The 7,015-nt window shown below is 47.6% G+C and carries 6 protein-coding genes and 3 pseudogenes; all 9 read left to right on the top strand.

Annotated elements, in window-relative coordinates:
* Positions 1-63: 63 nt before the first annotated feature.
* Positions 64-1,608: pseudogene (locus B5F54_RS16830) on the top strand (VirD4-like conjugal transfer protein, CD1115 family); the annotation flags it as partial.
* Between the two features lie 202 nt (positions 1,609-1,810).
* Positions 1,811-1,939, top strand: a pseudogene (locus B5F54_RS16825) (Maff2 family mobile element protein); the annotation flags it as partial.
* Positions 1,940-2,138: 199 nt separating this feature from the next.
* Positions 2,139-2,810: a response regulator transcription factor gene (locus B5F54_RS16820; RefSeq protein ID WP_072853762.1), complete on the top strand. Its 672-nt coding sequence runs from the start codon at positions 2,139-2,141 to the stop codon at positions 2,808-2,810.
* On the top strand, positions 2,794-4,212 hold the full coding sequence (locus B5F54_RS16815) for a HAMP domain-containing sensor histidine kinase (RefSeq protein WP_087235304.1): 1,419 nt from the start codon (positions 2,794-2,796) through the stop codon (positions 4,210-4,212). The genes B5F54_RS16820 and B5F54_RS16815 overlap by 17 nt, the downstream gene beginning before the upstream one ends.
* 128 nt (positions 4,213-4,340) lie before the next feature.
* Positions 4,341-5,153 (top strand): hypothetical protein, encoded by an 813-nt coding sequence (locus B5F54_RS16810; protein WP_072853766.1) that lies wholly within the window; start codon positions 4,341-4,343, stop codon positions 5,151-5,153.
* Positions 5,154-5,311: 158 nt separating this feature from the next.
* Complete coding sequence (locus tag B5F54_RS16805) at positions 5,312-5,734, top strand: RNA polymerase subunit sigma-70 (RefSeq protein WP_087235303.1); 423 nt, start codon at positions 5,312-5,314, stop codon at positions 5,732-5,734.
* Positions 5,727-5,924, top strand: a complete 198-nt coding sequence (locus B5F54_RS16800) for a helix-turn-helix domain-containing protein (RefSeq protein ID WP_087235302.1) — start codon at positions 5,727-5,729, stop codon at positions 5,922-5,924. Before B5F54_RS16805 ends, B5F54_RS16800 begins: the two co-directional genes overlap by 8 nt.
* A gap of 611 nt (positions 5,925-6,535) precedes the next feature.
* Complete coding sequence (locus B5F54_RS16790; RefSeq protein ID WP_087221209.1) at positions 6,536-6,934, top strand: plasmid mobilization protein; 399 nt, start codon at positions 6,536-6,538, stop codon at positions 6,932-6,934.
* Positions 6,906-7,015: pseudogene (locus B5F54_RS17450) on the top strand (relaxase/mobilization nuclease domain-containing protein); the annotation flags it as partial. The gene B5F54_RS16790 and the pseudogene B5F54_RS17450, both read left to right, overlap by 29 nt.

The following is a 7,015-nucleotide window of genomic DNA, read 5'->3' as shown; positions in this document are numbered from 1 at the left end:
CGCTTTGCACTTTCGCGCTTTCACTTTGATTGTGCGTCAATAACTCAAAATAGCACTTGACAAAACGCTTCATGGGGAAACGAAAAGGACATCAAGCCCTTTGTCGATCCCAAGTTTGAAAACAATGTCATTCTGACCGGGACGGAGTTTCTCACCATGAACACCCGGCCCAAGATCCCGGCCAACGCCCGAAACCTCAATACCTGTGTCATCGGATCGTCCGGCTCGGGCAAAACCCGCTTTTGGCTCACGCCCCAGCTTTTACAGGCCCATTCCTCTTTCGTGGTGGTAGACCCGAAGGGCGGCGTCCTGTCCCAAGTGGGCAGCTTTCTCCAAAAGCGGGGGTACAAAATCAAGGTATTCAACAGCATCGACTTCTCCAAGTCCATGCACTATAACCCGCTGGCGTATATCAAGAACGAGTCCGACATCCTAAAGTTCGTCAATGCCCTTATTTCCAACACCAAGGGCGAGGGCAAAGAGGGCGATCCGTTCTGGACGAAGGCCGAAACGCTCCTATACTGCGCCCTGCTGGGCTATATCATTTTCGAGGGCGCGGAGGAAGATCGCAATATGAATACGCTGGTGGACATGATCTCCGGCATGGAGGTCAAGGAGGATGACGAGGACTTTATGAACGCGGTGGACTATATGTTTGCCGGGTTGGAAAAGCGAAAGCCGGATTGCTTTGCTGTGAAGCAGTACAAAAAGTACAAGTTAAGCAGCGGCAAGACGGCCAAAAGCATTTTGATTTCCTGCGGTGCTCGTCTGGCTCCCTTTGACATCCCCCAGCTCCGGGAGATTATGAGCTACGATGAACTGGAACTTGACCGTATGGGTGACAGACGGACGGCAACATTTTTCTGCATCAGCGATACGGACAGCACCTACAATTTTTTGGTCGCTCTCGCTTTTTCGCAGATGTTCAATCTCCTGTGTGAACGGGCCGACAATGTGCATGGGGGCCGCTTGCCCCATCATGTGCGCGTCCTGTGGGACGAGGCGGCCAATACGGGCCAAGTGCCGGGGCTGGAAAAGCTGGTGGCCGTCATTCGTTCCCGCGAGGTGAGCCTTGTACTGCTCTATCAGCAGCTTGCTCAATGCAAGGCCATTTACGATAAAAATGCGGAAACGATCCTCGGCAACATGGACAGCGTGATATTCCTCGGTGGCCGCGAGGCCAGCACTATCAAGGAAATATCGGAAAACTGGCTGGGCAAGTCCACGATCTCCATGCAGACGGATGGCCGCACACGGGGCCAGTCCGAAAGTTACAGCCAAAACATCCAGCGGCTGGGCCGGGAGCTGATGACCCCCAGCGAGCTTGCCACAATGCCCGGTGATCGGTGCATCTTGCAGCTCCGGGGCCTGCCCCCGTTCTATTCCCGCAAATACGATCTGAAGCAACACCCCAACTACAAGTTTACGGCTGAGGCCGACAAGAAAAACGCCTTTAACCTCGACAGGCTGATAAACCGCCGCAGGCGGCCCGGCCCCAACGAGGCTTGTGAGGTGTACGAAGTGGATGTGCCCGCCGAGGCGCTCACAGAAGAGGACGAGGACATCCTCAACTATGACGACCTCGACGATCCAGACGCTTTTGTATAAAACCTTGGGCTTTTAGGGTTCCCGCAAAATCAGCGATTTTGTGGGAAGAGGAGGCGCAACGGAGCGTGCGGAGTTTGGGACATTTTGTCCCAAAGTAGCAAAGCGAAGTTTGTGCCGACGAGTCCCGAGGTACGGACGCTGCCGCCCTACACGGGGCGGCTTTTTTCATGGCCGGGTATAGCCCGGAGAAAAGGAGTAATATATGCAGTTTTTCGCTTCTGCCATCAACACTTTGCAGACCCTCGTTATTGCCCTCGGCGCTGGCCTTGGCGTGTGGGGCGTTGTCAACCTGCTGGAGGGCTACGGCTCCGATAACCCCGGCGCGAATGCTCATGTGCGATAAAGTAACACTAGAATTTGATAGACAGCAGCCCATTATTCCAATATTATACTTCGACGCTGAAAACAGTATAATCCACTCTATAAACTATGTTATAATTGGAGCGGCCAATTTAGCTAACAAATATGTGTGAACTACACTTTAATCACAAATTAGTGTGATATGCTGATTGAAAAAGGAGGACGGCACTATGCAGAAAATTTTAATCGTTGAAGACGACATAGATATTCAAGAACTTTTGAGAAATTTTTTACAGGAAGTAGGATATGAAATTTCTATTGCCAATGATGGTATGGAAGCTATCTCTCTCTTTTCGACGATACATTTTGACCTGATACTCTTAGACATTATGCTCCCTAAAATTGATGGATTTACTGTTTGCGAGTTAATCCGAAAGCAATCTCAAATCCCTATTATCATGCTGACTGCCCTGAGCAGTGAGGATGAACAAATCCGAGGTCTGGATTTGCAAGTTGACGATTATATTACAAAACCATTTTCCATGCCGATATTAGTTCGCAAAATCGGTGCTGTACTCCGTAGAAGTTCAATGATACCGGAACAGGAGCACCAAACGATTGCCTATAAAAATCTCGTTTTGGATATGGACAGCTATACCGCTGTGGTAGACGGTGCTTCTTTCGACCTCACCCAGCGAGAGTTTGAGGTATTAAGGGAGCTCTTACTAAATCAGGGACGCGTACTTACTCGGCAAAATTTGTTGGATAAGCTGTGGAAATATGATTTTTATGGCGATGAAAGAGTTGTAGATACTCACATCAAAAATCTCCGCAAAAAGTTGGGGATTGACTTCATCCAGACAATCAGAGGGGTGGGATATAAAATTGATAAAGAAAATTAAAGGGAGCTTATTTGCAAAAATTTTTGTAATCACCTTTTTGCTGACCAGCATTTGCTGTGTTTTGACCTACACCGTTATTTCATGGCTTGTTCCAAAGACGTATAGTACAACTCTTGATACAAACTTAGAAAATACGGTAACTTCATTTATTACTGAATTAGAAGCTATGTCCCCGCTGGAAAGTGGAAAGCTTTTCGATGAATTTCTTTTGAATAATAATGGAGTTCTACTTCAATTATTCGACACCGCAGGAAATGAACTAGAACTCCCCTCACAAGGGAGCACTGAATTTCCGCGTTTGCTCACAGGAGGAATAGCAACAGAAAACGCCGATCCGGCGGCCTATCGAGCGACACATAGCTACCTGTTTTCGTTTACTGGGTCAGACACGGTTTATACATTGACGGTTGCCGGGAGCGCCCATGAAGTTGATTTGCTCAAGGATACGTTGGCAAGCGTTTTTCTAATCCTCTTTTTTCTTATCCTTGCGATAGCCACTATTGCGTCAGTTGTTTATTCTCGCTATGTTACAAAGCCGGTACTGCGTCTTAGCGAAGTGTCAAAAGAGATGTCTGAGTTAAATTTTAATTGGAAATGTAAAGAAGATCGGACTGATGAACTCGGTGTTCTGGCTCACAGCTTAAATGAAATGTCGATGAAACTCTCTGCGGCACTAGAAAATCTGCAAAACGCAAATGCGAAATTGCAGGCAGATATAGAACATGAGCGAGAATTAGAACAGGCACAGTTAGACTTCTTTTCCGCTGTTTCGCATGAACTAAAAACGCCAATTACAATTATCAAAGGGCAGACAGAGGGAATGATTCTGAATGTAGGGGATTATCAGAATCGCAGTAAATATTTATCGCGCTCCCTTGAAATCATCAATACAATGGAGAATATGGTACAAGAAATTTTGACCGTTTCGCGTATTAAATCCTCTAAAGTAGGCCTGCGAAAAGAAACGATAGACTTTTCTGCTTTGCTAAAGGGAGAATACGCTTTATTTGAAGATTTAATCGTGCAAAAGGAAATCGACTGGAACGAAGATATTTCTCCTTCTTTGCATATTGTTGCTGATAAAATGTTGATACAAAAAGCAATCAACAATATTATTTCTAATGCCATTTTGTACTCCCCGGAAAGTAGTTCAATTTATATGAATGCGTTTTCTGAAAATGGAGCGGTAAATTTCAGATTGGAAAACACAGGTGTTCATATCCCAGATGATGAATTACCGAAACTATTTGATGCGTTTTATAGAATAGAACGGTCACGCAATAAGAAAACAGGAGGAAGTGGGCTAGGCCTTTATATCGTCAAAACTATTTTAGAACAGCACAATATAATATACAGTTTGAAAAACACAGACAGAGGGGTATTGTTTTCAATCCAATTTTGAAAAATACGGGGCGGTCAAATTTGATTGCTCCGTATTTTTAACTACACATAAAAAACATATTCGCCACAATGGTATCCCAAACAGTTCTGCTACTATATATTCAGAAACAGAAAGGAGTGTTTCAGAATATGAAAAAGCAAAAAATTACAACTCTTTTACTCACAATGGCGCTTTGTGCATCGGCTGTTTTAAGTGGATGTGCTGCAAGCGCGGCAAGCCAGACGGAACCCAACCAGTCAACTACCAGCTCAACACCTTTGGAGGAAGCGAAAGATAGCGGCACTCCCATTTCCTCTGACGAGGCTTCCTCGGCGCAAGCCTACGAGAATGATGAAGTCCTTTCCTCTGAGGAACAGGCCAAAGCAGAGCAAGAACGCCGGGCTGAGATTGCTGAAAAGTATTCTATCTATGCTCCGTATGGCATGACATACGACACGGAAAAGGATCGTTTCTTCTATAACGGGCAAGTCGTGCGTTACTTCAAGGATCAAATCAGTTCTAATGAAACGAATGGTTTTTCCTATGATGACGGCGTGATAGACGTTGAACCCATTAGAGATGAATCTGGAACCCTGACAGGTCTAAAGCAATCCTCGGACGCTGACTTTAATGCTCACACCAAAGAGCAGGAGGCATTGAAAACCGAATTGGAAAAGGCCGGAATTACGGCCGAAAGTGGTAGCTTTGAACAAGGTGATCCGAATTATCGTGATGACAGCCTGGACGCCTACGCCGAATTTGGCGTTTCCTATGACAAGACTTCTAACCATTGGATGTACGGCGAAAAGCCTATCTATATCCTTTATGACAAGGAACATTACACTTTTTGCGACAAAGGTGTGAGCGACGGCGTTAGCTTGAATGTTGTTCGTGACAAGGACGGCAACATTGAAAAGTTGGTTTCTGTGGATAAGAAAGAATTGGAGCAGTTTGTCTCATAAAACATAAATAGCAAAGCCAGCCGAGCCAGTCAACGGTCAAGATGAACGGCGCATTGCGCCGCCGTTGACAGCCCCGCCCGCCTTTGCTGGTAGGCAATCAAGGGGCGACAGCAAGGAGTGCTGCCGCCCCGCACTATTATCAGAGAGGGGGAATTTCCATGACCGAAGATGAAGCCTACAAAGTCCATATCCAGTACACCTTTAACGCCTTTTGCAAGATTGTCATTCGTCACGCAGCCATAGATAAAATTTTGAAGCTGCGCCGGAGGTGGGAACGGGAAGTTTCCCTTGACTATCTGATGAATGAGAAGTTTGTCCAGCTTGCCGAGCCGGAGCAGCTTGAAGAATATCTTTTTACCGCCTGCGGCCAGACCGCCGTTCTGTACCATGCGGAACTTGCCGCCGCCCTTGCCCGTTTGCCGGAGCAGGCACAGGAAGAAATTTTCCGTTACTATTTCCTGCGCCAGCCGCAGCGAGTGATCGGCGTACATATCGGCCGGACACGCAGCACAGCGGGGCGGCATATCCAGCTTACCTTGCAGCGGTTACGGCGGCTCATGGAGGGAAACCGCTATGAGTAAACTTCTCCCCTATGAAGCAATCGTCAAGGCGCATGAGGGCGACCCGGACGCAATAAACACCGTCCGTTCCCATTACGCCGGATATATCCGGTATTTTTCTAAAATGAACGGTCAAGTAAATGCCGAGGTTGAGGAATATGTGAAGCAGCAGCTAATTGCCGCACTATTCAAGTTTCGCTTTGACCGATAAGCTGAAAAACTGAATACCAGCCGCCCACCGGCGGCCAGCGAAAGCAGTAAGTCTGAAAAAGATTTGCTGCTTTTTTTGTTGTCCGTTTGGCATTTTTGAAATTTGTCCGTATTAAGAAGCAAAGAGAAAATTTCCAGTATTTCCGTCATTTTTGCCTTTGCTGGTGTTGTAGGGAGTGAAAGGAAAAATTTTCTGCTCCGCCGGTTGCCAAAATCCTGTTTCCCGGATTACTAAGGCAAAAGAAAATTTGAAAAAATCCCCGGACAGCGGGTAGCTGGCGGCCTTTCAAATGTATCTTTGACGAAAGAAAAAAGGCCGCGCACAGCGGGCTGAAAGCCCCGCCCCGTTCGCTCTATGTACGGAAAAACCCAAACAGGGGCAGTCTGCGGCAGTCTTAGAGCAAGTTTCTACCACGGTGCCAAAATCCGCAATTCTGCGGTTTTGCCCCTCGCGGGAAACTTGTTGGGGAGTGCCTTCCCCAAACCCTGCTATGGCGGCTTGCGCCGCAAAAATATTTCCGTCCGGCAGGCCGTTTTTTTGCGGGAACTGTCCCGGAAATACCTAACAGACCAGCCTATTTTTTGTGATAAGTGAAAGGAGGTTTATAGCCTATGCCGAAGCGATACAACACGCCCCACCGCAGCCGTGTTGTGAAAACCCGGCTGTCCGAAGATGAATACGCCGACTTCACTGCGCGGCTTGCGCCCTATGGTATCAGCCAGTCCGAATTTCTCCGGCAGGCGATACGGCGCACCGCCATACGCCCCGTTATCCATGTGTCGGCGGTCAATGACGAACTGCTCTCCGCTGTCGGGAAGCTGGCCGCCGAGTACGGCAGGATTGGCGGCAACCTCAACCAGATTGCCCGGTATCTGAACGAGTACGGCGCACCCTACAATGCGTTGTCCGGCGAGGTACGCGCCGCCATAGCCGACCTTGCCGCCCTCAAGTATGAAGTCTTACAGAAAGTAGGTGATGCGGTTGGCAACACTCAAGCATATCAACTCTAAAAATGCCGACTACGGAGCCGCCGAACAATACCTGCTTTTTGAGCATGACGAGTTTACCATGAAGCCCGTCCTTGATGAAAC

It is taken from the genome of Anaeromassilibacillus sp. An250 (assembly GCF_002159845.1).
GTDB lineage: Bacteria > Bacillota > Clostridia > Oscillospirales > Acutalibacteraceae > Anaeromassilibacillus > Anaeromassilibacillus stercoravium.
Note: the sequence above shows the minus strand (reverse complement) of the source record. Positions and strands in the feature narration are given on the sequence as shown.